Below are 25,679 nucleotides of genomic sequence, written 5' to 3'. Positions count from 1 at the left end.
CAAGCTGAACTGTCTCTACATTGCCGGCACCACCTCGCTCTACATGGTCCGGCTGATGGTGAACGGCGCCAAGACCTACTGAGCTGAATTAAAGGGAGGATCGTCATGCCATTCGTCAACATCCGCATCGTCAAGGAAGTGATCGCCGCCGATCCGGCCGGCAAGAAAGCCGACATCGCCAAAAAAGTCACGGCGGCGATCATGGACGCCACCGGGCTCGGCAATGACGATGTCTGGGTGGTCTTCGAGGAGGTCAACGCCCGCGACTGGTACGTCGGCAAGACCGATGTCGAGACGCTGAGAAAAGGGTAGGCGCTAACGCGCGCGAATGAAATCCGCGAAAGCGGACAACGCATCGCGCATTGCCAACGCGTTCGCCTGCTCCCCCAGGACGGCCTCCACCTCAGCTGGCTTCTTGCCGAGCAGCCCGATCTCCAGCCCGCCGTCATAAAGCGCGAAGGACATGGTGCGCATGATCTCCGCCAATGCGGCGCGGGCATAGAGCGAGCGCGGCGAGGCGTGCACCAGCATGGCCGGCTTGTCGACGGCGGCATCGCGCGACACCAGCCAGTCGAGCGCATTCTTCAGGCCGCCCGGCACGCCATGCGCATATTCCGGGCATGAGATGATGACGCCGTCGGCGGCGGTGACGGCATCGATCAGCCTGGACGCTTCGGACGGCGTCCGCTCACTCTCGTCGTCGGGGTTGAAGATCGGCAGCAGGCCGAGTCCTTCATGGATGGCGACGCGGCAGCCCTCTGGCGCGTTCCACGCCAGTGCCGCGACCAGGGCCGAATTGGTGGAGGCCGCCCGCAGGCTGCCGGAAATGGCAAGGAGGTTCAGCAAGGCGACGCTCGGACGAATCTTCCGCGCACGCTACCACATCGTTTGCTTGTATTCGTCGTCCAGCCAGCGGTCGGTCGCCTCGGCCGAATCGGCGAGCGCCAGTTGGTCGCGCAGGATCTGACCGAGCGTCGGCAGCGTGGCGCGGTCGTACCAGCTGTTGGGCTTCCACAAGTCGGAGCGCATGAACGCCTTGGCGCAATGCATGTAGGCGGCCTTGACGGCGACCACGACGACGCTCTGCGGCTCCTTGCCGTCGACGGCCAGCCGTTCGCGCAAACCCGCGTCGACGGTGATGCGGGCGTCGCCGTTGACGCGCAGCGTCTCGTTCATGCCGGGAATGAGGAACAGCAGCCCGATCGACGGGTTGAGCAGGATGTTCTCCAGCGTATCCAGCCGGTTGTTGCCGGGCCGGTCGGGGATGGCGATGGTCCTGTCGTCAAGCACGGCGGCGAATCCTGGCTTGTCGCCTTTGGGCGTCACATCGGCATTGCCTTCGCCGTCGGAGGAGCCGATCAGCACGAAGGGGCTCTTGCCGATGAAGGAGCGGCAATGGCCGTCCAGCGCCTTCAATTCTTTGCGGATCGAACCATCCGTCGGACGCGGCGTCTTGTAGATCGTCCGCAGCTCTTCGCGCGTGGTGACGAATTCCATGGCACTCCCCCCAATTTGCAGGCCTTACTTGCCGGCCTTCTCTTCGCCGCCGGTCTTGTCGTCCAGCGAATGGCGCAGGATCAGCGGCATCTGGCTGAAGGTGAACAGAAGCGTGATCGGCATGATGCCCCAGACCTTGAAGGTAACCCAGGCATCGGTCGAAAAATTCCGCCACACCACCTCGTTGACGAGGGCCAGGAACAGGAAGAACAGACCCCAGCGGAAGGTGAGTTTTCTCCAGCCCTCGGCATCGAGCCTGAAGGCGGAATCGAAGACGTAGCCAAGCAGAGATCTGCCGAAGAACAACCCTCCGAGCAGCACGCCGCCGAACAGCGTGTTAACGATGGTCGGCTTCATCTTGATGAAGATGTCGTCCTGCAGATAAAGCGTCAGCGCGCCGAAGATGAAGACGACGACGCCCGACACCATCGGCATGATCGGCAAGGTGCGCGTCAGCAGCCAGGACGCGACCAGCGCGATCGCGGTGGCGGCCATGAACAGGCCGGTGGCGACGAAGATCGGGCCGCCGAATTCAGCCAGCGCCGGGAATTTCTGCGTCAGCCATTCGCCTCGCGCATTGGCGAAAAAGAACACCAGCAGCGGCCCTAGCTCGAGAACGAGCTTGAGCAGCGGGTTGACGCCTTCCTTCTTCTCTTTCTGCGGGTCGGACGGATCGCGTTCGAGAATGGGTGGGTTCATATCTTCCTTCTTACGCACGATCCGGTTGAAGCAATCTTCCCGGGATCATGCCGTTACGCAACGCCAGCGATCGCCCTGGCGAATTCGCTTGCCGAGAACGGTTCGAGGTCGTCGACCTGTTCGCCGACGCCGATGAAATAGACCGGCAATCTGTGTTTTGCCGCGATCGCCACCAGAATACCGCCACGCGCCGTGCCGTCCAGCTTGGTCATCACCAGGCCGTTGACCCCGGCGACATTGCGGAAGATCTCGACCTGGTTGAGCGCGTTCTGGCCGGTGGTGGCGTCGACCGTCTGCAGCACGGTGTGCGGGGCTTCCGGATCAAGCTTGCCCAGCACGCGCACGATCTTTTCCAACTCGGCCATCAGCTCGGCCTTGTTTTGCAATCGGCCGGCGGTGTCGATGATCAGCACGTCGGAACCCGCTTCCTTCGCCTTCTCGAAGGCATCGTAGGCGAGGCCGGCGGCATCGGCGCCGAGCTTGGAGGCGATGACCGGCGATTTCGTCCGCTCGCCCCAGATCTTGAGCTGCTCGATGGCGGCGGCTCGGAAGGTGTCGCCGGCGGCCAGCATCACCGACAAGCCGCCATCGGTCAGTTTGGCCGCCAGCTTGCCGATGGTCGTGGTCTTGCCGGTGCCGTTGACGCCGACCACCAGGATGACATGCGGTTTGTGGCTGAGGTCGAGTTCCAGCGGCAGGGCGACGGGGGTCAGCACCTTCTCGACCTCCTGCGCCATCACGGTGCGGACCTCGGCGTCGGAGACATCCTTGCCGTAGCGGCTGGCGGCCAGCGAATCGGTGACGCGCAAGGCGGTCTCCAGCCCGAGATCGGCGCGGATCAGCACGTCCTCCAGGTCCTGCAGCGTGTCGTCGTCGAGCTTGCGCTTGGTGAAGACGCCAGCAATGTTGCCCGACAATTCGCGCGAGGAACGGGCAAGCCCGTCCCGCATGCGCTGGAACCAGGAGCGCCGCGGCGCCGGCTCCGGCGCCTTCTGCGGCTCGGCCTTCTGCTCCACTTTTTTGGCGACCGTCACCTTGACGGGAGCGGGCGTGGGCTTCGGCGGCGCGGGAACTGCCTCAGGTTCCGGCGCGATCTCGGCGCGCACAGGCTGCGGCTCGATCGGCGCAGGCTGGCGAATTGGCGGCGAGATTTCGGCGGCAGTTTCGGCACTGGGTGCCAGGTTCTCGACAGGCTGGCGCCCCTCACCCTTACCCTCTCCCCATGAAGGACGGAGAGAGGGAGGCGTTGGCGATGGAACTTCTTCCTTCTCCCCGTCACTATACGGGGAGAAGGCGCCGGCAGGCGGATGAGGGGGGGCGCCGGCCTGTGACGGCTGCGCCGAAGACGGTGTCGTAGGAATCTCGATTGGCGCCGGCGTCTCGACCGGAACTTCGGCGGGCGTCGGTACTTCGGCGGGTGCCGGTTCCGGCAGCTGCTCCGGGCGCGACGGGACAATTTCCGGCTCGGCGGGCGCTGGCGGCGGTACCTCCTGCGGCCGCGGTTCGGGCGCAGGCTCCGGAATGGCCGGAGGTGTCGGAACTTCCTCAGGTGCCGGCGGCTCCGGGCGCTCGGGCGTCGGTGCCGGTTCCTCCTCCGGCCGCGGCTCCGGCAGCGGTTCCGGCTCGGGCGGAACAGTCGGCTCCGGCACCGGCGGAATGGCCGGGGCAGGCTCGGGTGTCGGCTCCTCGGGCGGCGCGGGCTCGACGGGAGGCTGAGCCTGGGTCTCCTCCCGCTTCAGGAATTCCGGAACGGCCTGCTCGGCCGCCGGCTTCAGCGTGTCGAGCTGATCCCATTTGATCGGCGGCAGCGGGGCGGTCTCGTCGACGCGCTCCTCGACGACCTCCTTCTTGCCGAACGAAAATATCTTCTTGAAGAACCCGGCCATCTCTTGCGTTTCTCAGGCGGCGCGGGCGGCAAGCGGGGCCGCGATCAGCCGGGCGCCGTCATGACCGGTGACTGTTGCTTCGACGATCTCGCCCGGCGCGCCGGTGGCGAGCGCGGCGAGCGTAAACCCTTCGGTGCGGCCGAGCCCGTCGCGCTCGATCAGGATCGACTGGCGCGTTCCGGAGAGCGACGACAGATGGCGGCGATATGCGGTCTCGCCGGCGGCGCGCAGGCGGGCTGCCCGCTGCTTGACCACTTCGCGGCGGACCTGCGGCATGCGCGCGGCGGGCGTGCCTTCGCGCGGCGAAAACGGAAAGACGTGCAGGTGGGTCAGCCCGCATTCCTCGACGATCTTTGCCGAATTTTCGAACATCGCCTCCGTCTCGGTCGGGAAGCCGGCGATGATGTCGGCGCCGAAGACGACGTCAGGGCGCAGCTTGCGCACGTCTTCGCAGAAGCGGATCGACTGATCGCGCAGATGCCGACGCTTCATGCGCTTCAAAATCATGTCATCGCCGGATTGCAGCGACAGATGCAGATGCGGCATCAGCCGCGGCTCGGTGGCGATGGCGTCGAGCAAATCGTCGTCGGCCTCGATGGAATCGATGGAGGAGAGGCGCAGGCGCTTCACGTCCGGCACCTGGCGCAGGATGGTCTTCACCAGCCTGCCGAGTTTCGGTGCGCCCGGCAGGTCGGCGCCGAAACTCGTCATGTCGACGCCGGTCAGCACGATCTCGGCATAGCCATTGCCGGTGAGCCGCTTGACCTGTTCGACCACGGCGCCCATCGGCACCGAGCGTGAATTGCCGCGGCCATAGGGGATGATGCAGAAGGTGCAGCGGTGGTCACAGCCATTCTGCACCTGCACGAAGGCGCGTGCCCTGCCCTCGATGGCATCGACCATATGGCCGGCGGTCTCGCGTACGGAGAAGATGTCGTTGACGCGCGCCTTCTCGCTGTCGTTGACACCGAAATCCGGCAGCGCGCGATAGGAATTGGCCTTCAGCTTCTCCTCATTGCCGAGAACGAGATCGACCTCGTCCATGGCAGCGAAATTCTGCGGCTCGGTCTGCGCCGCGCAGCCGGTGACGATGATGCGAGCCTCGGGGTTGTCGCGGCGCGCCTTGCGAATCGCCTGTTTGGCCTGGCGCACCGCCTCACCTGTGACGGCGCAGGTGTTGAAGATGACGGCGCCGCCAGCCAGCCCACCGAGGCCCGCAGTTTCGGCCTCGCGCCGCATCACCTCGGATTCATAGGTGTTCAGCCGGCAGCCGAAGGTCACCAGTTCGATGCGATTGGGGCCCTTCCCCACATCGCCATCCTTGAAAGGAGCGGGCATCAGGCCGCGCTTTCGGTGTCGCGCGCCCAGGCGCCGCTCGAGGGATCGAAGCTGCCGGAAAACTCCCATTCGGCCGCACCGGTCAGGATGACATGGTCGTTTTCAAGCCATTCGACGTGCAGCGAGCCGCCGCCGGGGGTCAGTAGATTGACGCTGCGCCCGGTGCGCCGGGTGCGGGCCGCAGCCACGACGGCGGCGCAGGATGCCGTGCCGCAAGCCTTGGTCAGGCCGGCGCCGCGTTCCCAGGTGCGGATGATCATGCTGTCGGGCGAGGTCACCTGCGCGATGGTGATGTTGGCGCGCTCGGGGAAGATCGGATGGTTTTCGAGCAGCGGTCCGAAGCGGTCGAGTTCGTAGGACCAGACGTCGCGGTCGACCCAGAAGATGGCATGCGGATTGCCCATGGAGACGACCGAGGGCGAATGCAGCACCGGGGCGTCGATCGGGCCGACCTGCAATTCGATCATGCGGGTATCGCGAAACTCCTCAGCGAGCGGAATGTCCCGCCAGCCGAAGCGCGGCGTGCCCATGTCGACCGAGATCGAGCCGTCGGCATGTTCCTGCGCGTTGAGGATTCCGGCGACGGTCTCGAAGGTGAATGTCTTTTGTCCGGTCTCGGCCGCCAGCGCCTGGACGACGCAGCGCATGCCGTTGCCGCAGGCCTGCGCGCCCGAGCCGTCCGAATTCAATATGTCGATGAAATAGGCCGTACCCGGCGTCCGCGCCTCATGGATCGCCATGATCTGGTCGAACCGCGTCGAGGCATCGGCGTTGAGCGCGATCGCCGCTGTCGGCGTCACCCGGTCGGCACGGCCGCGCATGTCGGCAACGATGATCTCGTTGCCGATGCCGTTCATCTTGGCGAAAGGGGCGGTGCCTGCCATTTCTTCCGGTCATTCCGTACTGTTTGCCGCTATATGGCGGAAAAGGGCGGGAATTACCAGTGCATCGCGCCTTCAGGTGACGGCGAAGACGCCGAGCACGATCAGCAGGAATATGATCAGCACGATACCGATCAGGATGCGCGCGCCGGTGGCGGCCGCACCTGCTAATGCCGGCATGCCGAGCAGGCTCGCAGCGGCGGCGATAATCAGGAGAATGATGATCCATTTAAGCATGGAAATGCCTCGCAAAGCGATAGAAATCGAAGCCCCTTCAACAAACGCGCCGGTGGCGCTCGGGTTCCGCCGGCCGCGGCCGGCCCCGGTCAAAGCGCCGCTTCCTGCGGCACGTCCCAGACCTCACCTGGCCGCAAGGCGCGAAAACGTTCGCGCGGCAGGCCCTCGGCCTCCAGCGCCTCGTCGAGCTTGCGTGCCGGCTCGTCGATCGGTTCGTCGGTGAGCTGGAACGTGCCCCAATGGCAGCCGGCCGCATAGGCGGCGTTGCACAATGTCATGCCTTGCACCGCCTCCTCCGGGTTTTGATGCTGCGAGGCCATGAACCAGCGCGGCTCATAGGCGCCGATCGGCAGGATGGCGAAGCGGAAGCCGCCGTGCTTGTGAGCCATGAGCCGGTAGTTGATGCCGTCATGGAAGCCGGTATCGCCCGCGAAATAGATCCGGCCGGCCGGCGTCTCGATGACGAAGCCGGCCCATAGCGCCATGCGCCGGTCGCGTGTGCCGCGCGCCGACCAGTGATGCGCCGGCTCGACATGGACGGCCACGCCATCGCCGATGTCGACCCTGTCGCCCCAGTCATGCGCCGAGAGCCGCATGCCGGGAACCGCCCCGCCAATCAGGACGTCATTGCCGAACGGGGTCACCACCAGCGGGTCGTGCCTGGCCTTGAGCTGCTTCAGCGTCGCGATGTCGAGATGGTCGTAGTGATTGTGGCTGACCAGCACGAGATCGATCGGCGGCAGGTCGGCCAGGGCGATGCCCGGCGCGTTGACGCGTTTCGGCCCGACGAAGGAGAACGGCGAGGCCCGCAGCGACCATACCGGATCGGTGAGGATGTTCAGGCCCGCGGTCTGGACCAGCAGCGTGGAATGACCGACCATGGTCACGGTCAGGCCGGCGCCCTCGACACGTGCAGGCGGCTTTGCCTGCGGAAAGGGGCTCGGATTGGTGGCCGGCCATTTCGAGCGTTGGCCATTGAACTGCCATTTCAGCAGATCGGCGAAACGCGCCGGCGGCTGGCCGCCGGGATTGAAGAACAAGATTCCGTCGAAATGATCGCTGGGCGGGCCGTTATAGTAGCGATTGGCGGCTTTCGGTCTCGCAGCCAATTTGCGGCTCCAGCGAATTTCGTCTTGATAGACATAGCCCTTGTGCCGGCTGGCGCAAGCGTTTGCCGGCCGAATGCCAACGGCCCGGGCGGCCGGCTTGAGTAGGATCGGATTGGGGAGGACGATGCCATGGCGATGAAGCGGACCAGGACACCATGGATGAAGGCCGGGGATTTCGGCCGCTCGCTGGCGCGCGGCATCGGCGTCAACCTGCTGGTGAGCGACATGGCGGCCATGGAAGCCTTCTGCCGCGACGTGCTCGGCGCCGATATCATCTATGCCGACGAGGATTTCGCGGCGATCGAGCTGCTGGGCTCGGTGTTCATGCTGCACGCCGACCATTCCTATCTCGACAATGCCATGACAGGGACGATCGCCGGCGCCGAGACACGCGGCGCCGGCATCGAACTGCGCCTTTACGGCGCCAATCCGGATGCGGTCGAGGCCGCCGCGCGCGATCACGGCCACATCGTGCTGGCCGGAGCGATCGACAAGCCGCACGGCCTGCGCGAGAGCTATGTCGTCGGACCGGACGGCTATATATTCGTGCCGAGCGCTCCGCTGGCCGGATGATAGCGACAAATTTGCAACAATTCTTGGCGCAAACCCTATTTTAACCATATCGGGTTGAAATTTCGCCACCTTCTCCATCTTGGTGGAGGGCGACATTGTGCGGACGGCAGCCCCGCCGGATCCGACGGAGGTTGAAATGACTTTTTCGAAAACAGCCCTGGTGGCCGTATCGCTGGCGGCGCTCGTTGCGAGCGGCTGCTCAACCTCACGGTTTTCCTCGATGGACGACCAGCAGCCGGCGCCGCTGCAGCCGGCGCCGTCCGGTCAGGTGACGGCCAACCAGTTGCCGCCCCCGGCCTCCCCCGGCACCACGGATCCTTCGCAATTCCCGACCGCCCCGCAGAACAGCCAGGTCGCCTCCTTGCCGCCGGACGGTTCGGCGCCGGCGGGTGCGCCGGACCTGACCGCGGCCAGTGTCGCCGGCGTATGGAACGCCAGCGTTTCCGGCCAGAGCTGCAAGGTGGCGACGCCGCAGACCAAATTCGGCGCCGGTTTCCGCGCCGGACCGCTGCATTGCCCGGCGCCGATCGACGGCATCAAGTCATGGAACGTCGCCGGCAAGCAGTTGACGCTTTACGATGAGAATGGCGGCACGCTGGCACGGCTCTATTCCTCGGGCGGCTCGAAATTCGACGGCCAGACTTCCAATGGCCTGCCGATCTCGCTTACAAGGTAAGCCAATCCCTCGACAACGACGTGACCTATGCATCTGCGTGACGGCCTCCAGACCCATGTGACCGTCAGGCAGCGTTACGACCATCTGGTCGACACCGGTGCCATCGAGCGCGATCCGGCGCAGGAGCGGATCGTCACCGCTCTCGACCGGCTGATATCAGAGATTTCGGTGAAGCGGCTGGCGCACAAATCGAGCGCGCTTGGCTGGCTCTTCGCCCGAAGGCGCGAGACGCACGAGGCGGTCAAGGGCCTCTACATCCATGGCGGCGTCGGCCGCGGCAAGACCATGTTGATGGACTTGTTCTTCGAGCTGCTGCCGGTGCGGCGCAAGCGCCGCGTGCATTTCAACGACTTCATGGCCGAGGTGCAGGACCGCATCCAGAAGCACCGGCAGGAGCGCAAGGACGGCACGGTGAGGGAAGACGATCCGATTCCGCCGGTGGCGCGGGCGCTTGCCGAACAGGCCTGGGTACTGTGTTTCGACGAGTTCTCGGTCACCGACATCGCCGATGCGATGATCCTGTCCCGGCTGTTTTCGGCGCTGTTCGCCAGCGGCGTGGTGCTGGTGGCGACGTCGAACGTGGCACCGGAAAATCTCTATCGCGACGGGCTGAACCGTCAGCTTTTCCTGCCCTTCATCGGCATATTGGAACGGCACGCGCAGGTGCTCTCGCTCGATGCCGACAAGGACTATCGGCTGGAAAAGCTTGCCCGTACGCCGGTCTATGTCACGCCCACCGATGCGGCGGCCGATGAGGCGATGGACGCGGCTTGGCAAACGATGACCCGCGGCGCGCCGACGGCCGAGACGTTGCTTGCCGTCAAGGGCCGGCAGCTGGCCGTTCCGCGCGCCGCCGGCGACGCGGCGCGTTTTTCCTTCGCCGATCTGTGCGAGAAACCACTCGGCGCGCGCGACTATCTGGCCCTTGCCGACCGCTTCTCGACCATCTTTATCGACCACATTCCGGTGCTGGGTGAAGGCCGGCGCAACGAGGCCAAGCGCTTCATCCTGCTGGTCGACACGCTCTACGACCATCACATCAGGCTGGTGGTAAGCGCGGAAGCGCCGCCGCAGCAACTCTATGTGGCCAAGCGCGGCGTCGAGGTGTTCGAGTTCGAACGCACGGCTTCGCGGCTGATCGAGATGCAGAGCCGCGACTGGCTGGAGGATTGGGCGGAGCGGCGGAAGGCGAAGACGACGCCGGAGGCGCGGCAGGCGCCGGCTACGCCGCCTTCGTCCCAGGGCGGAGCGACGCAAAGCGAAGCGCGCACCCTAGGACGAAGATAGGCCGAACTCCTGTCAGCCTCGCTACAGTTGATAAACATACATGAGGAAGCTCTCTGCTGACTCGTGCGTCTCCTCGCGCGACTCGTAAAGCGCGCGGGCGGCACGGTTGTCCGGCTCGGTGCCGACCCAGGCTTCTTCGCAGCCATTCTCCCTGCCGATCGCAAACATCGCGTCGAGCATCTTTCGCGCGATGCCCTGGCGCTGGAAGGCCGGCGATACGCCGACCTCGTCGATGTAGCGCTCCGTCGCCTTGTCGGGATGACGGTGAATGATGGCGGCGCATTGACCGACGGTCACGCCGTCGGCGAGCGCCACGACCATGAAGTGGCCGGGTTCCCTGAGATAGACTGCCAATCGATCTGGCCTGACCGGTTCGTCGAACACATCCTCGGCGACCCGCATCACAAGGGCGTCATTGCCGGCATCAAGTCTTACGATCTCCATCTTCATCGTGTAGATTTTCCCCAGTCGAGTTTTCAAACTTTTACGTTTACGTAATTCCCGGTCACTCTAACCGATTGAAAACGCTCGCTCCAAAATAATCGTTTGAATTTACGCGGCGCCGGGGCTATTGGGTGCGGCGAAATCTCGCGGGATCCCCGCAGCATTCCGGTCTCTTCCTCGACGCCGTCATCAGATCGTCAGCGATTTGAGCGACATCACGAACAAAGGGAAACTATCCTGACATGGCACGCAACAAGATAGCGCTTATCGGCTCTGGCATGATCGGCGGCACGCTCGCTCACATGATCGGCCTCAAGGACCTCGGCGACGTGGTTCTGTTCGATATTGCCGAAGGCATCCCGCAGGGCAAGGGGCTCGATATTGCGCAATCGTCGCCGGTCGACGGGTTCGATTCCAGGCTGACCGGCGTCAACGACTATGCCGGGATCGAAGGGGCGGACGTCTGCATCGTCACCGCCGGCGTGCCGCGCAAGCCGGGCATGAGCCGCGACGATCTGCTCGGCATCAACCTCAAGGTCATGGAACAGGTCGGCGCCGGCCTGAAGAAGTACGCGCCGAAGGCCTTCGTCATCTGCATCACCAATCCGCTGGATGCGATGGTCTGGGCGCTGCAGAAGTTTTCCGGCCTGCCCAACACCCATGTCGTGGGCATGGCCGGCGTGCTCGACAGCGCTCGCTTCCGCTATTTCCTGGCCGAGGAGTTCAAGGTCTCGGTCGAGGACGTCACCGCCTTCGTGCTCGGCGGCCATGGCGATTCCATGGTGCCGATGATCCGCTATTCGACGGTTGCAGGCATTCCTCTGCCCGATCTCGTCAAGATGGGCTGGACCTCGAAGGAGAAGCTCGACCAAATCGTGCAGCGCACCCGCGACGGCGGCGCCGAGATCGTCGGCCTGTTGAAGACCGGCTCGGCCTATTATGCGCCGGCCGCATCGGCGATCTCGATGGCCGAAGCCTATCTCAAGGACAAGAAGCGTGTGCTGCCTTGCGCGGCCCACCTTTCCGGCCAGTATGGCGTGAAGAACACCTATGTCGGCGTTCCCGTGGTGATCGGCGCCGGTGGCGTCGAGCGCGTCATCGAGATCGAGCTTTCCAAGCCAGAGCAGAAGATGTTCGATAGCTCGGTGGCGGCGGTGCAAGGCCTGACCGAGGCCTGCGTCAAGATCGCGCCGCAACTCGCCTCGAAGTGAACCCCAGCAGCTGATCCGGAGACGATCCAGATGAACATCCATGAATATCAGGGCAAGGCGCTGCTGAAGGGCTTTGGCGCGCCGGTGGCCCAAGGCGTGCCGGTGTTCAAGGCGGATGAGGCGGAAGCCGCCGCCAAGGCGCTGCCCGGCCCGCTCTATGTGGTGAAGAGCCAGATCCATGCCGGCGGCCGCGGCAAGGGCAAGTTCAAGGAGCTCGGGCCTGACGCCAAGGGCGGCGTGCGGCTGGCCAAGTCGGTCGCCGACGTCGTCGCCAACGCCAACGAGATGCTCGGCCACACGCTGGTGACCAAGCAAACCGGCCCGGCCGGCAAGCAGGTCAACCGGCTCTATATCGAGGATGGCGCCGACATCGAGCGCGAGCTCTATCTGTCTGTTCTGGTCGACCGTTCGGTCGGCCGCATCGCCTTCGTCGTCTCGACCGAAGGCGGCATGGACATCGAGGCGGTCGCCCACGACACGCCGGAAAAGATCATCACCGTCGCCATCGATCCGGAAAAGGGCGTTACCGCGGATGACGTGAAGAAACTCAATGGCGCGCTGAAGCTCGACGGCGATGCTGCCAGGGACGGCGGCACGCTGTTCCCGATCCTCTACAAGGCCTTCGTCGAGAAGGACATGAGCCTGCTCGAGGTCAATCCCCTGATCGTCATGAAAAACGGCCGGCTGCGCGTCCTCGACGCCAAGGTGTCGTTCGACAACAACGCGCTGTTTCGCCATCCGGATGTGCTCGAGCTGCGCGACACCACCGAAGAGGACGAGAAGGAGATCGAGGCGTCGAAATACGACCTCGCCTATGTCGCGCTCGACGGCAATATCGGCTGCATGGTCAATGGCGCCGGCCTCGCCATGGCGACGATGGACATCATCAAGCTCTACGGCGCCGAGCCGGCCAACTTCCTCGATGTCGGCGGCGGCGCGTCGAAGGAAAAGGTGACGGCGGCCTTCAAGATCATCACCAGGGATCCGGCGGTCAAGGGCATCCTGATCAACATCTTCGGCGGCATCATGAAATGCGACATCATCGCCGAGGGCGTCATCGCCGCGGTCAAGGAAGTCGGCCTGAAAGTGCCGCTGGTCGTGCGCCTGGAAGGCACCAATGCCGAACTCGGCAAGAAGATCATCAACGACAGCGGCCTCAACGTCGTGTCAGCCGACGATCTTGACGACGCGGCCAAGAAAATCGTGGCGGCGGTGAAGGGCTGATCAAGTGCCTCCACGCAAGATAAACCTCGTCGAGGCTGCGGATGCGAAGATCGCGGATGTCTTCGATCCGCATATCGCCGGCGACGTCAATGACAGCCAGGCGAAGGTCGCCAAGTTCGGCGCGGTTTTCGACTGGCACGCCCATGACAACGAAGACGAAGCCTTCCTCGTGCTGCGCGGCCGCATCGCCATCGATTTCCGCGACGGTCCGGTCGAGCTCGGCGAAGGCGATTTCATCGTCGTGCCGCGCGGCGTCGAGCACCGGCCGCGTTCGCTGACACCGGAACCGGTGGTGCTGATGTTCGAGCCGGCGACGACGCTCAACACCGGCAACGCCAAGAGCGCTCTCACCGTCACCGACCTGAAGCGGCTCTGAGCCATGAACGCGGCCTCCTTCTCCTCGCTCTCGCCTGATCACCAGCGCCTGCAGGCGCTGGTCGGCGCGTGGCGTGGCGAGGAAGAGGTCGCGGACACACAATGGGCCGATGGCGGCTCAGCGACTTCGGAAGTACTGGCAGAGGCACAGTTCGGCGGCCTGTTCGTAGTGCAACGCTATCGCCAGCGCCGCGACGGGACGATTTCGTTCGGCGCGCACAGCGTGTTCGGCTTCGACCGGCAAAACAGCCTTGTCACCATGCATCAGTTCGATTCGATGGGCTTTGTGCCGGCCTCGCCGGCCTCCGGCACGTGGGAGGGCAACACACTGACGCTGTTGCGCTCGTCGCCGCGCGGGGCCGCACGCGTGACCTACGCTTTCGACGGCAGCGACAGCTATCGCATGCGACTGCAATTCCAGCTCGTCGGCAGCGACGGCTGGCAAGACATGATGAGCGGCCTTTACCGGCGCGTCCCGCCTTCCGTTTTGGGGGATGGCTGAGCGATGGAAATCCTGGGCAAAGCGGTTGAAGAAAGACACATAATCACACATATATTGGCTGTGTGTTTATGTGGAGACGAGCGATGAAGAACGTCACCCTGGCCATGGACGAGGCACTGCTTGAGAAAGCGCGAGGCCTTGCCGGACGTCGCAAGACGACGCTCAACGCCCTCATTCGTTCACTGCTTGCGCATGAAGTCGAGCAGGAAGATCGGATTGCCTGGGCCAAGGCGGGAATGAAGCGGCTTATGGACGAGGCTGCGAAACGGAGCGACAGCGCCGACACCCCCTACAAGTGGGATCGAAGGGACGCCTATGCCGACCGGGAAGATCGACTGCTTTCTCGACACGAACGTCCTGATCTACGCGGCTTCGGAGAAGAATCGTGACCCACGTCGCGCGCCAATCGCAGAAGACCTGGTATCGAGCACTGTCTTTGGCGTGTCGGGGCAAACCTTGGCCGAATTCACAGCGGTGGCGCGAGGAAAATCCCTTCTGGGGGATGATCTGCTCGACCAATGGCTGGTCCTCCTCGGCACTTGTCCGCTGGTGCCTGTCGACGAAAGCTATGTTCGCGCAGGACTGGACCTCGCACGCCGCTACGGAATTCACTACTACGACGCCGCGCTTCTTGCCGCAGCCGGATATCTCGGCGCGCCGATTTTCTACACCGAAGATCTCAACCACAACCAGGTTTATGGCTCGGTGCGAGCCGTCAATCCTTTCTTGTAATCGCTGAATTCAGAGGCGTTCTCACCATGTCCATTCTCGTCGACAAGAACACCAAGGTGCTCGTGCAGGGCCTGACCGGCAAGACCGGCACCTTCCACACCGAACAGGCGCTGGCCTATCACGGGACCAAGATGGTCGGCGGCATCCATCCCAAGAAGGGCGGCGAGACCTGGACCGGCGCCAAGGGCGAGAACCTGCCGATCTTCGCCACCGTCGCCGAGGGCAAGGCCAAGACCGGCGCCAACGCTTCCGTCGTCTATGTGCCGCCGGCGGGTGCTGCCGAAGCCATCATCGAGGCCATCGAGGCCGAAATCCCGCTCATCGTCTGCATCACCGAAGGCATTCCCGTCATGGACATGATCAAGGTCAAGGCGCGGCTCGACCGTTCGACGTCGCGGCTGATCGGCCCGAACTGTCCCGGCGTGCTCACCCCCGACGAATGCAAGATCGGCATCATGCCCGGGAACATCTTCCGCAAGGGTTCGGTCGGTGTTGTTTCGCGCTCGGGAACGCTTACCTATGAAGCCGTGTTCCAGACCACCAATGTCGGCCTCGGCCAGACCACCGCTGTCGGCATCGGTGGCGATCCCGTCAAAGGCACCGAATTCATCGACGTGCTCGAAATGTTCCTCGCCGACGACGAGACCAAGTCGATCATCATGATCGGCGAGATCGGCGGCTCGGCCGAGGAAGACGCCGCGCAGTTTCTCAAGGACGAGGCCAAACGCGGCCGCCGCAAGCCGATGGCGGGCTTCATCGCCGGACGCACGGCGCCGGCCGGCCGCACCATGGGCCATGCGGGCGCGGTTATCTCGGGCGGCAAGGGCGGCGCCGAAGACAAGATCGCGGCAATGGAATCGGCCGGGATAAAAGTTTCGCCATCGCCGGCCCGGCTGGGCACGACGCTGGTCGAGGCAATTAAGGGCTAGTGAGTAGTCAATAGTGAGTAGTGAAAAGGGAAGAACGGGTGAGTAGCAGCTGAACGGGAAAGTCTTCATTTTTCCTACTCCTTACTGACTACTCACTATTCCCCTCGAAAGGAGACGGAGCCAGGCTCCGCAGACAAAATGGCACGACAAGATCAGGCCAACGACCAATTTTCGCTCACCTCTTTCCTCTATGGCGGCAATGCCGATTATATCGACGCGCTCTATGCGGCGTATGAGGACGATCCAGCCTCGGTCAATCCCGAATGGCAGGAGTTCTTCGCCGGCCTGAAGGACGATGCCGGGGATGTCCGCAAGAACGCCAAGGGCGCCTCGTGGGCCAAGCCCTCCTGGCCGCTGCAGGCCAATGGCGAGCTGGTGTCGGCGCTCGACGGCAATTGGGGCCTGGTCGAGAAGCACATCGAAAAGAAGGTCAAGGAGAAGGCAGCCGTCAACGGCGCCGTCCCCTCCGACGCCGACGTGCACCAGGCGACGCGCGATTCCGTGCGCGCCATCATGATGATCCGCGCCTATCGCATGCGCGGCCATCTGCACGCCAATCTCGACCCGCTCGGCATCGCCACGCTCGAGGATTACAACGAGCTGTCGCCAGAGAATTACGGCTTCACCGAAGCCGACTACGACCGGCCGATCTTCCTCGACAATGTGCTCGGGCTCGAATTCGGCACCATCCGCCAGATGCTCGACATCCTGACCCGCACCTATTGCTCGACGCTGGGCGTCGAGTTCATGCATATCTCCGATCCGGAAGAGAAAGCGTGGATCCAGGCGCGCATCGAGGGCGCCGACAAGGAGATTTCCTTCACCGCGACCGGCAAGAAGGCGATCCTGCAGAAACTGATCGAGGCCGAGGGCTTCGAGCAGTTCGCCGACGTCAAGTTCAAAGGCACCAAGCGCTTCGGCCTCGACGGCGGCGAAGCGCTGATCCCGGCGCTGGAGCAGATCGTCAAGCGCGGCGGTCAGCTCGGGCTGAAGGAGATCGTGCTCGGCATGGCGCATCGCGGCCGCCTCAACGTACTCTCCCAGGTGATGGCCAAGCCGCATCGCGCCATCTTCCACGAATTCAAGGGCGGCTCGGCCGCACCCGACGAGGTCGAGGGCTCGGGCGACGTCAAATACCATCTTGGCGCCTCGTCGGACCGCGAGTTCGACGGCAACAAGGTGCATCTGTCGCTGACCGCCAATCCCTCGCATCTTGAAATCGTCGACCCGGTGGTGATGGGCAAGGCGCGCGCCAAACAGGATTATCTGTTCGGCCGTGGCCGCGAGGAGATCGTGCCGCTGGAAGAGCGGGCCAAGGTGCTGCCGCTTTTGCTGCATGGCGACGCCGCCTTTGCCGGCCAGGGCGTCATTGCCGAAATCCTCGGCCTGTCCGGCCTGCGCGGCCACCGCGTTGCCGGCACGCTGCATTTCATCATCAACAACCAGATCGGCTTCACCACCAATCCGCGCTTCTCGCGCTCGTCGCCCTACCCGTCCGACGTCGCCAAGATGATCGAGGCGCCGATCTTCCACGTCAACGGCGACGATCCGGAGGCCGTGGTGCACGCCGCCAAGGTGGCGATCGAATTCCGCATGAAATTCCACAAGCCTGTCGTGGTCGACATGTTCTGCTACCGCCGCTTCGGCCACAATGAGGGCGACGAGCCGGCCTTCACGCAGCCGATCATGTACCGCAACATCCGCAACCATAAGACAACGGTGCAGATCTATGCCGACCGGCTGATCGCCGAAGGCCACTTGACGCAGGCCGAGTTCGACAAGCTCAAGGCCGACTGGCGGGAGCATCTGGAATCCGAGTGGGAAGTCGGCCAGCATTACAAGCCCAACAAGGCCGATTGGTTGGATGGCGCCTGGTCGGGCCTGCGTACGGCCGACAACCAGGATGAACAGCGGCGCGGCAAGACCGCGGTGCCGGCCAAGACACTGAAGGAGATCGGCAAGAAGCTGACCGAGGTGCCGAAGAATTTCGAGGCGCACAAGACGATCATCCGCTTCCTCGAAAACCGCCGCCAGGCCATCGAATCCGGCGAAGGCATCGACTGGTCGACGGCCGAGGCGCTGGCTTTTGGCGCCATCCTGCTCGACGGCAACCCGATCCGCCTCTCCGGGCAGGATTCGGAGCGGGGTACCTTCTCGCAGCGCCATTCCGTGCTCTACGACCAGCGCGACGAGACCCGCTACATCCCGCTCAACAATCTGTCGGCGGCGCAGGCCGGCTATGAGGTCATCAACTCAATGCTGTCCGAAGAAGCCGTGCTCGGCTTCGAATATGGCTACAGCCTGGCCGAGCCTAAGGCGCTGACGTTGTGGGAAGCTCAGTTCGGCGACTTCGCCAACGGCGCCCAGGTGGTGTTCGACCAGTTCATATCCAGCGGAGAGCGCAAGTGGCTCCGGATGTCGGGCCTCGTCTGCCTGCTGCCGCATGGTTATGAAGGCCAGGGACCGGAACATTCGTCTGCCCGGCTCGAGCGTTTCCTGCAGCTCTGCGCCGAGGACAACATGCAAGTGGCCAACTGCACGACGCCGGCCAACTACTTCCATATATTGCGCCGGCAGTTGAAGCGCGACTTCCGCAAGCCGCTGATCCTGATGACGCCGAAGTCGCTGCTGCGCCACAAGCGGGCGGTGTCGACGCTGCCGGAAATGTCGGGCGAAAGCTCGTTCCACCGGCTGCTGTGGGACGATGCCCAGCTCTTGCCCAACCAGGCCATCAAGCTGACCAAGGATTCCAAGATCCGCCGTGTCGTGCTGTGCTCGGGCAAGGTCTATTACGACCTCTACGAGGAGCGCGAGAAACGCGGCATCAACGACATCTATCTGCTGCGTGTCGAACAACTCTACCCGTTCCCGGCCAAGGCGCTGATCACCGAACTGTCGCGCTTCCGCAATGCCGAAATGGTGTGGTGCCAGGAGGAACCCAAGAACATGGGCGCCTGGTCGTTCATCGACCCGTATCTGGAATGGGTGCTGGCGCATATCGACGCCAAGCACCAGCGGGTGCGCTACACCGGCCGGCCGGCATCCGCCTCGCCGGCGACCGGGCTTATGTCCAAGCATCTCGCCCAGCTCGCCGCCTTGCTCGAAGACGCGCTCGGCGAGTAGGCAGAGTTGAGCGAATAGAACAGACAGACAACAAACGGACAGGCACAATGGCTACCGAAATCCGCGTTCCCACTCTCGGCGAATCCGTCACCGAGGCAACCATCGGCAAATGGTTCAAGAAGGTGGGCGATGCCATTGCCGCCGACGAGCCGCTGGTCGAGCTCGAAACCGACAAGGTGACGGTCGAGGTTCCCTCGCCAGGCGCCGGAACCTTGGGCGAGATCGCCGCCAAGGAGGGCGAGACGGTCGGGGTCGGCGCTCTTCTGGGCTCGATTTCGGCCGGTGGCGCCGCCGCACCGGTCACCAAGCCGCAAGCCGTGGCGCAGGCATCGAGCCCCGACGCCGCGCAGACCACCAAACAGGCCGCCGCCGAGACCGCCAAGGTCGCCGGCGACGCCGGTCCGGTCGAGCCGCGCACCATGCCGCCGGCGCCGGCAGCGGCGAAACTGATCGCCGAGAACAATCTGTCGGTCGACCAATTGTCCGGCTCCGGCAAGCGCGGCCAGGTGCTGAAGGGCGACGTGCTCGACGCCATCACCAAGGGTGCGCCGTCGCAGCCGGCCGAAACGCCGAAGGCGGCCCCGGCAGCGCCGATTGCTGCCCGTGCGCCGTCCTCAGGCGACGACGCGGCGCGCGAGGAGCGCGTGCGCATGACCAAGCTGCGCCAGACCATCGCGCGCCGGCTCAAGGAAGCGCAGTCGACCGCCGCCATGCTCACCACCTTCAACGAGGTCGACATGTCAGCGGTGATGGCGCTCAGGACCAAGTACAAGGACGTGTTCGAGAAGAAGCACGGCGTGAAGCTCGGCTTCATGGGTTTCTTCACCAAGGCCGTCACGCACGCGCTGAAGGAAATCCCGTCGGTCAACGCCGAGATCGACGCCACCGATATCATCTTCAAGAACTACGCCCATATCGGCGTCGCCGTCGGCACCGAGAAGGGTCTGGTCGTTCCGGTGGTGCGCGATGCCGACCAGATGTCTATCGCCGAGATCGAGAAGGAGATCGGCCGGCTCGGCATCGCCGCGCGCGACGGCAAGCTGTCGGTCGCCGACATGCAGGGGGGCACGTTCACGATTTCCAATGGCGGCGTCTACGGGTCGCTGATGTCCACGCCGATCCTCAACGCGCCGCAGTCGGGCATTCTGGGCATGCACAAGATCCAGGACCGGCCCGTGGTGGTCGGCGGCCAGATCGTGATCCGGCCGATGATGTATCTGGCGCTGAGCTACGATCACCGCATCGTCGACGGCAAGGAAGCGGTGACCTTCCTGGTGCGCGTCAAGGAAAGCCTGGAGGATCCGGAACGGCTGGTGCTTGATCTGTGAGGCGGTCGGATGGCGGCTCGCGGTCGGAGTAGCCAATAATGGCCCTGTTCCCTGGGCCTGCCAGACCGATAGCGCTGGCGGCCGGTATGGCATTCGCCGCTGTCCACGCTAATGCCGCATGCCCGGCCGAACTCGCCGTCTACGGCGATGCCCAGAGCGGCAGTGAGATCAATTTTACGCCGACCGGCACGTCGGCGACCGTCACCAACACGTTCCGCTTGATCCTCGACAACGATGTGGTGCTGAACGGCATCGTCCAATGGAACGAAGGTGTTTCGCGGCCGAACGGGGCGCTGATGTACAAATGCCCGGGAGGCGACGTTACCGGCACCGAGCTTGCCGCCTGCACCTTGTGGAGCGGCGTCATCTATACGTCGGATGAAAAGGGCAGCATCGGCCTGTTGCCGGCCGAAGGCGTCGAAGCACCGAAGACGCTGATCCTGCCCGATCTCGGTCCGGTGTTGCATCAATCCACCGCCTATGGCGGCGCCGGGTTTTCGAAAGTGCCGTCGGACGTGTTTGCCTTGAAGGGATGCCAGGAATGAGCGGGACGCAAAAGGTGCTGCTGGTCACCGGTGGCAGCCGCGGCATCGGCGCCGCGATCTGCCGGCTCGGGTCGAAGGCTGGCTATCGCGTAGCGGTCAACTACACCTCCCACCAGACCGCCGCCGAGGCACTGGTCGGCGAAATCAAGGCCGCAGGCGGCGAGGCCTTTGCGGTCAGGGGCGATGTCGGCGTCGAATCCGATATCGTTGCCATGTTTGAAGCCGTCGACCGCGGCTATGGCCGGCTCGATGCTTTCGTCAACAATGCCGGCATCGTCGACGTCAAGGCGCGGGTCGATGAGATGGATGTTTCACGGCTGGAGCGCATGATGCGCATCAATGTCGTGGGGTCGTTCCTCTGCGCCCGCGAAGCGGTGAAGCGGATGTCGAGCCGTCACGGTGGGTCGGGTGGATCCATCGTCAACATCTCGTCGGCTGCGGCAGTTCTGGGCTCGCCGGGCGAATATGTCGACTACGCCGCGTCCAAGGGCGCGATCGACACCTTCACCATGGGGCTCGCCCGCGAGGTGGCGCTGGAAGGCATCCGCGTCAATGCGGTGCGGCCGGGCATCATCGATACCGAAATCCATGCCTCGGGTGGACAGCCGGACCGGATAGAACGCTTCCGCGATCTTCTGCCGATGAAAAGAGCCGGCACCGCGGATGAAGTCGCGGGCGCGGTTCTCTACCTGTTGTCCGATGCCGCGTCCTATACGACCGGCGCGATCCTGAACGTCAGCGGCGGCCGCTGAGCGCCCCAAGAAAAAGGGAAACAAACATGGCTTATGACGTCGTAATCATCGGCTCGGGACCGGGCGGCTATGTCTGCGCCATCAAGGCGGCGCAGCTCGGGCTGAAGGTCGCGGTGGTCGAGAAGAACCCGACCTTCGGCGGCACCTGCCTCAACATCGGCTGCATTCCGTCCAAGGCGTTGCTGCATGCCTCCGAGATGTTCGCCGAAGCCGGCCACTCCTTCGACACACTGGGTGTCGAAGTGACACCGAAGCTCAATTTGAAGAAGATGATGGCGCACAAGGACGCCACGGTGACGGCGAACGTCAACGGCGTCGCCTTCCTGTTCAAGAAGAACAAGATCGATAGTTTTCGCGGCATCGGCACGGTGGTCGCGGCGGGCAAGGTGTCGGTGACGAGCGAGGACGGCAAGGTCGAGGAAATCGAGACGAAGAACATCGTCATCGCCACCGGCTCGGATGTCGCCGGCATTCCTGGCGTCACGGTCGACTTCGACGAAAAAGTCATCGTGTCCTCGACCGGCGCGCTGTCGCTGGACAAGGTGCCCGGCCATCTCGTCGTGGTCGGCGGCGGCGTCATCGGGCTCGAGCTCGGCTCGGTCTGGGCGCGGCTCGGCGCCAAGGTCACCGTGGTCGAATTCCTCGACACCATCCTCGGCGGTATGGACGGTGAGGTCTCCAAGCAATTCCAGCGGCTGCTCTCCAAGCAGGGCTTCGAATTCAGGCTCGGCGCCAAGGTCACCGGCGTCGCCAAGGCCAAGAAGGGCGCCAGCGTCACTTTCGAGCCTGTGAAAGGCGGCGCGGCCGAGACGATCGAGGCCGACATGGTGCTGATCGCCACCGGCCGCCGCGCTTTCGCCGACAGCCTGGGCCTGAAGGAAGCGGGCGTCGAGGTCGATGAGCGCGGCCGGGTCAAGACCGACGCGCACCTCAGGACCAACGTACCAGGCATCTATGCCATCGGCGATGTCATCGCCGGGCCGATGCTGGCGCACAAGGCCGAGGATGAGGGCGTGGCAGTGGCCGAGACCATTGCCGGCCAGGCCGGCCATGTGAACTATGACGTCATTCCGAGCGTCGTCTACACCAGCCCGGAGATCGCTTCGGTCGGCAAGACCGAGGAAGAATTGAAGAAGGCCGGCATCGACTACAAGGTCGGGAAATTCCCGTTCACCGCCAATGGCCGGGCGCGCGCCATGCTGCACACCGACGGCTTCGTCAAGATCCTGGCCGACAAGGCCACCGACCGCGTGCTCGGCGTTCACATCGTCGGCTTCGGCGCCGGCGAGATGATCCACGAGGCGGCGGTGCTGATGGAATTCGGCGGCTCGTCGGAAGATCTCGCCCGCACCTGTCATGCCCATCCGACCATGTCGGAAGCAGTGAAGGAAGCGGCATTGGCGACGTTCTTCAAGCCGATCCATATTTAGAACGATCCAGGAAAACCGTGAAACGGTTTTCCCGGGCAAGCGCGTAACGCTTCCCTTGAGGGAATTGCCTCCTTGCCTGCCCCAAACAGAACGGCCCACCGGAAGGCGGGCCGTTCTTCGTTGAAAGCCGTGGCCCGATTACTGGGCCGGTGCGGGAGCTGGGGCTGGCGCAGGAGCCGGTGTCGCCGGTGCAGGGGCCGGCGCGGGTGCTGGGGCAGGGGCAGGGGCCGGTTCGGCGGGCTTCATCGGCTCCGCGGGCGCTGGCGCCGGGGCCGGTGTGCTCGCGGCGGGCGGTTCGGTCGCCGGATGCTCACCACTTCTTCCGAAAACATAATACGCGACAATCGCCAGAATAACGACGACCAATGCAATCAGCCAAGGGCTGCCGCCGCCACCTGATCTGGGCGTGTCGTTTGATGGATTCGCCATAAAAGTGTCCTCCGTGGATGAAAATGATCAATCAACAGCCATCAACGCGCAACCGTTGATGGGGTTTCACGCTAGGGAAGGAAAGCGCCGAAAACGCGGCGCCTGGGTCCTCCGCTGCCCACGCGACTCAATCGACAGCGGTGACAGTATAGCCGGCTTTGCGGAAATCCTCGACCAGGCCCTCGGGACCGGGCAGATGCAGCGCGCCGACGGCGATGAAGGCACTGCCTTTGGCGAGGAATGGTCCGGCATGATCGACCATCGCCTTGTTGCGGCTGGTGATCATGGTCTGCTCGAACGCCGCATAGCCTGTCGCGTCGCCCGTCTCGCCGGGCAGCACGGCGCGAAACAGCGGCCAGAACATGCCGGTCTCGCCGCGCTGGTAGAGCACGATCATGGTTTCGTTGACGTCGTTCATCTTGTCGCCGAGCTTCAGCGTGTCGACCAGTCCCTTCATGTGGAACGCCATCGGCAGCGAAGCCATGGCGCGCAGCTGGTCGGCGACGGTTTCCAGCCCTTCGACGGATTTGCCGGAGGCCTTGGCATCCTCGGCAAGCTTGACGTCGAGCACCGGCGCGCCGCCCGCCTTGCGGGCGAGCTCGCAGGCTGGAAGCGCCACCATGGCCGACAGCATCCACGGCTTCATCTTGGCGACGGTTGCCGGCGGGATGCCGCGTTCGTCGAGCGCCTTGCCGACCGCCGCGGCGTCGTCGGGCGACAGCAGCGACGACAGCGTGGTGCTGTCGGTGAACATCATCAGCTCCGGCTGCTTGAGCAGGGCCGCCATCATCTTCTGCTGGTCGAGCACTTCGGTGGTCTCGATGACGATGGTGCCGGCGCCGTCATAGGCCTTCTGCGCCGCCGGCGGCAGCGCTGTGACGCGCGGGTCGGTCATATGCATGGTGCCGAACAGGAAGGACGGCTGTTCGCCCGTCTTCTCCAGCTTCCACAGCAGGCCCTTGCCGTTCGGCGTTGCGGCGGCTTCCGCCTCGATCTTGCGGTAGGTGGACGGGTCACTTTTCTGCAACGCCGACAGCATGTCGGCGCCGGTGCAGGACGGGATTTCGGCATGCGCCTTGCCCGCCGCGAACAACAGGACGGCGAGCAGAGACAGGAAGAACAGCACATGGAACGCCAGGAGCAGCTTCAGCGAGAAGAGCGCAGCGCGGTCGGCGATGACGATGACCCGTTTCATGGTCCTTTCCTAAGCTGGAAAAACGGCAAAACGGTTAACCCGGAGAACGAAATTGTCTTCGGTTCAATCAGTTTTGACTATCGCTCGAATTACTGAACGGCTTGCGGTTGGTTGAGCCGCCCACCCCTCATCATCCCGTGGCGAAGTCCGGAAGCCTCGCGCAACCCCAATACTTCACGCCCTCGGGTGAGCCGATTCATAGATCTCCAACAGCCTCGACGTATCGACGCCGGTGTAGATCTGCGTGGTCGACAGGCTGGCATGGCCGAGCAGTTCCTGGATGGTGCGCAGGTCGCCGCCGCGGCCGAGCAGATGCGTGGCGAAGGAATGGCGCAAGGCGTGCGGCGTTGCGGTGTCCGGCAGGTTGAGCGCCGAGCGCAGCTTGGCCATCTCGCGCTGGACGATGGCCGGGTTGAGCGGGCCGCCGCGCGCGCCGCGAAACAACCGGCCCTTGGGGTCGAGATGGTAGGGGCACAGCCGGCGGTATTCGGCAACCGCCCTGAGCGCCACCGGCAGCACCGGCACCAGCCGCGTCTTGCCGCCCTTGCCGGTGACGCGCAGCACCGTGTCGGCCTCCGACGCCAGTTCGGCGCCGGCAAGGCCGAGCGCCTCGGAAATGCGCAGGCCCGAGCCGTAGAGCAGCGTCAGCACGGCGGCGTTGCGGGCGGCGATCCAGGGTTCCTCCGCCAATTGACCCTCGACGGAAACGACATGTTTTGCGTCACTGGCCGTCAGCGGTTTCGGCAGTGATTTTGGTTGGCGAGGCGCACGCAGGGCCGCCGCGCCCGCTGCGTTGGCGAGACCACGCCGTTCCAGAAAGCGCAAGAGTGAGCGAATGCCGGCCAGCCCCCGGCCGAGCGTGCGGGCGCCTGCGCCTTCGTTGCGGCGGGCGGCGAGAAAGCCGCGCAGGTCGGCCGGGCGCAGATCGGCGATGTCGGCTATGCCGGGCGGGCCGCCATTATGACCCGTCAGGAAATGCAGGAACTGCCTGGTGTCGCGCTCGTAGGCTTCCACCGTCTCGGGCGACAGCCGACGTTCTCGCGCGAGCATCTTGAGCCAGCTTTCGCGCGCCGCCTGGAGGTCGGGCTTTGCCGGGATAAGGAATTCCTGCATGGCGTCGTTCCGGTTCGCCGTCATTTTCCGGCAGCCGGGTTAGGAAGCGGTGAAGAGGCGTCATTGAAATGACAATCTGGTGGGGCTAGGAGTCGACCGGCGGCAAGTCAAAACCGTGGTGATTGGCCAAACGGGGTATCCGCAAATAGAGAGTTGCAGGAACG

27 protein-coding genes are annotated in these 25,679 nt (G+C 64.2%); 16 read left to right on the top strand and 11 right to left on the bottom strand.

Annotated elements, in window-relative coordinates; translation table 11 throughout:
* The first annotated feature begins 105 nt into the window (after nt 1–105).
* Complete coding sequence (locus tag FJ946_RS10045) at nt 106–312, top strand: 4-oxalocrotonate tautomerase family protein (RefSeq protein ID WP_013892236.1); 207 nt, start codon at nt 106–108, stop codon at nt 310–312.
* Nucleotides 313–315: 3 nt separating this feature from the next.
* Here the strand turns inward: FJ946_RS10045 and FJ946_RS10040 are convergent, their stop codons facing one another.
* The 8 genes from FJ946_RS10040 to FJ946_RS10005 all read right to left on the bottom strand — a co-directional run bounded on the left by FJ946_RS10040 (nt 316) and on the right by FJ946_RS10005 (nt 7,647).
* Complete coding sequence (locus FJ946_RS10040; protein WP_140566690.1) at nt 316–846, bottom strand: NADPH-dependent FMN reductase; 531 nt, start codon at nt 844–846, stop codon at nt 316–318.
* A gap of 30 nt (nt 847–876) precedes the next feature.
* Nucleotides 877–1,497: a pyridoxamine 5'-phosphate oxidase family protein gene (locus FJ946_RS10035; protein WP_140566687.1), complete on the bottom strand. Its 621-nt coding sequence runs from the start codon at nt 1,495–1,497 to the stop codon at nt 877–879.
* 24 nt (nt 1,498–1,521) lie between these two features.
* A complete protein-coding gene (locus FJ946_RS10030; protein WP_140492839.1) occupies nt 1,522–2,196 on the bottom strand; it encodes a septation protein A in 675 nt (224 codons plus the stop codon).
* Between the two features lie 53 nt (nt 2,197–2,249).
* Nucleotides 2,250–4,082 carry a signal recognition particle-docking protein FtsY gene (gene ftsY, locus FJ946_RS10025; RefSeq protein ID WP_140566685.1) on the bottom strand — a complete coding sequence of 611 codons (1,833 nt, stop codon included), beginning with the start codon at nt 4,080–4,082 and terminating at the stop codon, nt 2,250–2,252.
* 12 nt (nt 4,083–4,094) lie between these two features.
* Complete coding sequence (mtaB, locus tag FJ946_RS10020) at nt 4,095–5,420, bottom strand: tRNA (N(6)-L-threonylcarbamoyladenosine(37)-C(2))-methylthiotransferase MtaB (RefSeq protein WP_140559282.1); 1,326 nt, start codon at nt 5,418–5,420, stop codon at nt 4,095–4,097.
* Nucleotides 5,420–6,304: a diaminopimelate epimerase gene (gene dapF, locus FJ946_RS10015; protein ID WP_140518073.1), complete on the bottom strand. Its 885-nt coding sequence runs from the start codon at nt 6,302–6,304 to the stop codon at nt 5,420–5,422. The genes mtaB and dapF overlap by 1 nt, the downstream gene beginning before the upstream one ends.
* 72 nt (nt 6,305–6,376) lie before the next feature.
* Nucleotides 6,377–6,538: a DUF1328 family protein gene (locus FJ946_RS10010; protein ID WP_140518074.1), complete on the bottom strand. Its 162-nt coding sequence runs from the start codon at nt 6,536–6,538 to the stop codon at nt 6,377–6,379.
* A gap of 89 nt (nt 6,539–6,627) precedes the next feature.
* The gene (locus tag FJ946_RS10005) at nt 6,628–7,647 is read right to left on the bottom strand and encodes an MBL fold metallo-hydrolase (protein ID WP_140524971.1); all 1,020 of its coding nucleotides are present in this window, start codon (nt 7,645–7,647) and stop codon (nt 6,628–6,630) included.
* Between the two features lie 129 nt (nt 7,648–7,776).
* Between FJ946_RS10005 and FJ946_RS10000 the strand changes: the two genes are divergently transcribed.
* From FJ946_RS10000 to zapE, 3 genes are all read left to right on the top strand, one after another.
* On the top strand, nt 7,777–8,220 hold the full coding sequence (locus FJ946_RS10000; protein WP_140492821.1) for a hypothetical protein: 444 nt from the start codon (nt 7,777–7,779) through the stop codon (nt 8,218–8,220).
* A 136-nt stretch (nt 8,221–8,356) separates the two neighbouring features.
* Complete coding sequence (locus FJ946_RS09995; protein WP_140492818.1) at nt 8,357–8,896, top strand: protease inhibitor Inh/omp19 family protein; 540 nt, start codon at nt 8,357–8,359, stop codon at nt 8,894–8,896.
* Between the two features lie 27 nt (nt 8,897–8,923).
* Nucleotides 8,924–10,183 carry a cell division protein ZapE gene (gene zapE / locus FJ946_RS09990; RefSeq protein WP_140566682.1) on the top strand — a complete coding sequence of 420 codons (1,260 nt, stop codon included), beginning with the start codon at nt 8,924–8,926 and terminating at the stop codon, nt 10,181–10,183.
* Between the two features lie 21 nt (nt 10,184–10,204).
* On the opposite strand, the gene FJ946_RS09985 is transcribed toward zapE, so the two are convergent.
* The gene (locus FJ946_RS09985) at nt 10,205–10,633 is read right to left on the bottom strand and encodes a GNAT family N-acetyltransferase (RefSeq protein ID WP_140566679.1); all 429 of its coding nucleotides are present in this window, start codon (nt 10,631–10,633) and stop codon (nt 10,205–10,207) included.
* Between the two features lie 236 nt (nt 10,634–10,869).
* Here FJ946_RS09985 and mdh point away from each other — a divergent pair, with 236 nt between their 5' ends.
* From mdh to lpdA, 12 genes are all read left to right on the top strand, one after another.
* A complete protein-coding gene (gene mdh, locus FJ946_RS09980; protein ID WP_140492808.1) occupies nt 10,870–11,838 on the top strand; it encodes a malate dehydrogenase in 969 nt (322 codons plus the stop codon).
* Between the two features lie 30 nt (nt 11,839–11,868).
* On the top strand, nt 11,869–13,062 hold the full coding sequence (sucC, locus tag FJ946_RS09975; protein WP_140492804.1) for an ADP-forming succinate--CoA ligase subunit beta: 1,194 nt from the start codon (nt 11,869–11,871) through the stop codon (nt 13,060–13,062).
* Between the two features lie 4 nt (nt 13,063–13,066).
* Nucleotides 13,067–13,438, top strand: coding sequence for a cupin domain-containing protein (locus FJ946_RS09970; protein WP_140524969.1), 372 nt, complete (start codon nt 13,067–13,069; stop codon nt 13,436–13,438).
* Nucleotides 13,439–13,441: 3 nt separating this feature from the next.
* On the top strand, nt 13,442–13,939 hold the full coding sequence (locus FJ946_RS09965; protein WP_140566676.1) for a DUF1579 family protein: 498 nt from the start codon (nt 13,442–13,444) through the stop codon (nt 13,937–13,939).
* Nucleotides 13,940–14,022: 83 nt separating this feature from the next.
* Nucleotides 14,023–14,328: a hypothetical protein gene (locus tag FJ946_RS09960; protein ID WP_140492797.1), complete on the top strand. Its 306-nt coding sequence runs from the start codon at nt 14,023–14,025 to the stop codon at nt 14,326–14,328.
* Nucleotides 14,255–14,671 (top strand): PIN domain-containing protein, encoded by a 417-nt coding sequence (locus tag FJ946_RS09955; protein WP_033838548.1) that lies wholly within the window; start codon nt 14,255–14,257, stop codon nt 14,669–14,671. Before FJ946_RS09960 ends, FJ946_RS09955 begins: the two co-directional genes overlap by 74 nt.
* A 26-nt stretch (nt 14,672–14,697) precedes the next feature.
* Entirely contained in the window at nt 14,698–15,600 is a 903-nt protein-coding gene (gene sucD / locus FJ946_RS09950) for a succinate--CoA ligase subunit alpha (RefSeq protein ID WP_140518080.1), read from the top strand.
* A 138-nt stretch (nt 15,601–15,738) separates the two neighbouring features.
* On the top strand, nt 15,739–18,723 hold the full coding sequence (locus FJ946_RS09945) for a 2-oxoglutarate dehydrogenase E1 component (RefSeq protein ID WP_140566674.1): 2,985 nt from the start codon (nt 15,739–15,741) through the stop codon (nt 18,721–18,723).
* A gap of 47 nt (nt 18,724–18,770) precedes the next feature.
* Nucleotides 18,771–20,051, top strand: a complete 1,281-nt coding sequence (odhB, locus tag FJ946_RS09940) for a 2-oxoglutarate dehydrogenase complex dihydrolipoyllysine-residue succinyltransferase (RefSeq protein WP_140566671.1) — start codon at nt 18,771–18,773, stop codon at nt 20,049–20,051.
* Nucleotides 20,052–20,137: 86 nt separating this feature from the next.
* Nucleotides 20,138–20,596 (top strand): hypothetical protein, encoded by a 459-nt coding sequence (locus tag FJ946_RS09935; RefSeq protein ID WP_181167599.1) that lies wholly within the window; start codon nt 20,138–20,140, stop codon nt 20,594–20,596.
* Nucleotides 20,593–21,348 carry an SDR family oxidoreductase gene (locus FJ946_RS09930; RefSeq protein WP_140554849.1) on the top strand — a complete coding sequence of 252 codons (756 nt, stop codon included), beginning with the start codon at nt 20,593–20,595 and terminating at the stop codon, nt 21,346–21,348. The genes FJ946_RS09935 and FJ946_RS09930 overlap by 4 nt, the downstream gene beginning before the upstream one ends.
* A 26-nt stretch (nt 21,349–21,374) precedes the next feature.
* Nucleotides 21,375–22,778, top strand: a complete 1,404-nt coding sequence (lpdA, locus tag FJ946_RS09925) for a dihydrolipoyl dehydrogenase (RefSeq protein WP_140566666.1) — start codon at nt 21,375–21,377, stop codon at nt 22,776–22,778.
* Nucleotides 22,779–23,334: 556 nt separating this feature from the next.
* Here the strand turns inward: lpdA and FJ946_RS09915 are convergent.
* Both FJ946_RS09915 and FJ946_RS09910 read right to left on the bottom strand, forming a co-directional pair.
* Complete coding sequence (locus FJ946_RS09915) at nt 23,335–24,402, bottom strand: TraB/GumN family protein (RefSeq protein ID WP_140732219.1); 1,068 nt, start codon at nt 24,400–24,402, stop codon at nt 23,335–23,337.
* Between the two features lie 174 nt (nt 24,403–24,576).
* The gene (locus tag FJ946_RS09910; protein WP_140492761.1) at nt 24,577–25,515 is read right to left on the bottom strand and encodes a tyrosine recombinase XerC; all 939 of its coding nucleotides are present in this window, start codon (nt 25,513–25,515) and stop codon (nt 24,577–24,579) included.
* Nucleotides 25,516–25,679: the final 164 nt, after the last annotated feature.

The organism is Mesorhizobium sp. B2-4-7, from assembly GCF_006442685.1.
Classification (GTDB): domain Bacteria; phylum Pseudomonadota; class Alphaproteobacteria; order Rhizobiales; family Rhizobiaceae; genus Mesorhizobium.
This window is presented reverse-complemented; position numbering and strand designations above follow the sequence as displayed.